The following is a 252-nucleotide window of genomic DNA, read 5'->3' as shown; positions in this document are numbered from 1 at the left end:
AGGAAATTTCCTACCTTCACCTTGCCTAGAACTGATTCACGTCAGTTCAAGGCCACGGCGACGGATTTATGCTGTCGTCAACTTTCTCCTGGCAGGAGTTGTTAAATGTCTGATTCTTCGGGAAAACAAAAGCTGCGCCTGGGCGCACTGATCGCATTGGTGGTCGGTTCGATGATCGGTGGCGGGATCTTTTCGCTGCCGCAGAACATGGCTGCCCGCGCCGACGTCGGCGCGGTTCTAATTGGCTGGGCA

Annotated in this window: 1 protein-coding gene; it reads left to right on the top strand. The window is 54.8% G+C overall.

The features are described from left to right. Nucleotides 1-105: 105 nt before the first annotated feature. Nucleotides 106-252 (top strand): hypothetical protein (locus tag J5M56_RS26935; protein ID WP_243430917.1); only part of this gene is annotated, 147 nt, incomplete at its 3' end.

Origin of the sequence: Pseudomonas sp. 51_B (genome assembly GCF_017491595.1) — a bacterium.
In the GTDB taxonomy this organism is placed as follows: Bacteria; Pseudomonadota; Gammaproteobacteria; order Pseudomonadales; family Pseudomonadaceae; genus Aquipseudomonas; species Aquipseudomonas promysalinigenes.
Note: the sequence above shows the minus strand (reverse complement) of the source record. Positions and strands in the feature narration are given on the sequence as shown.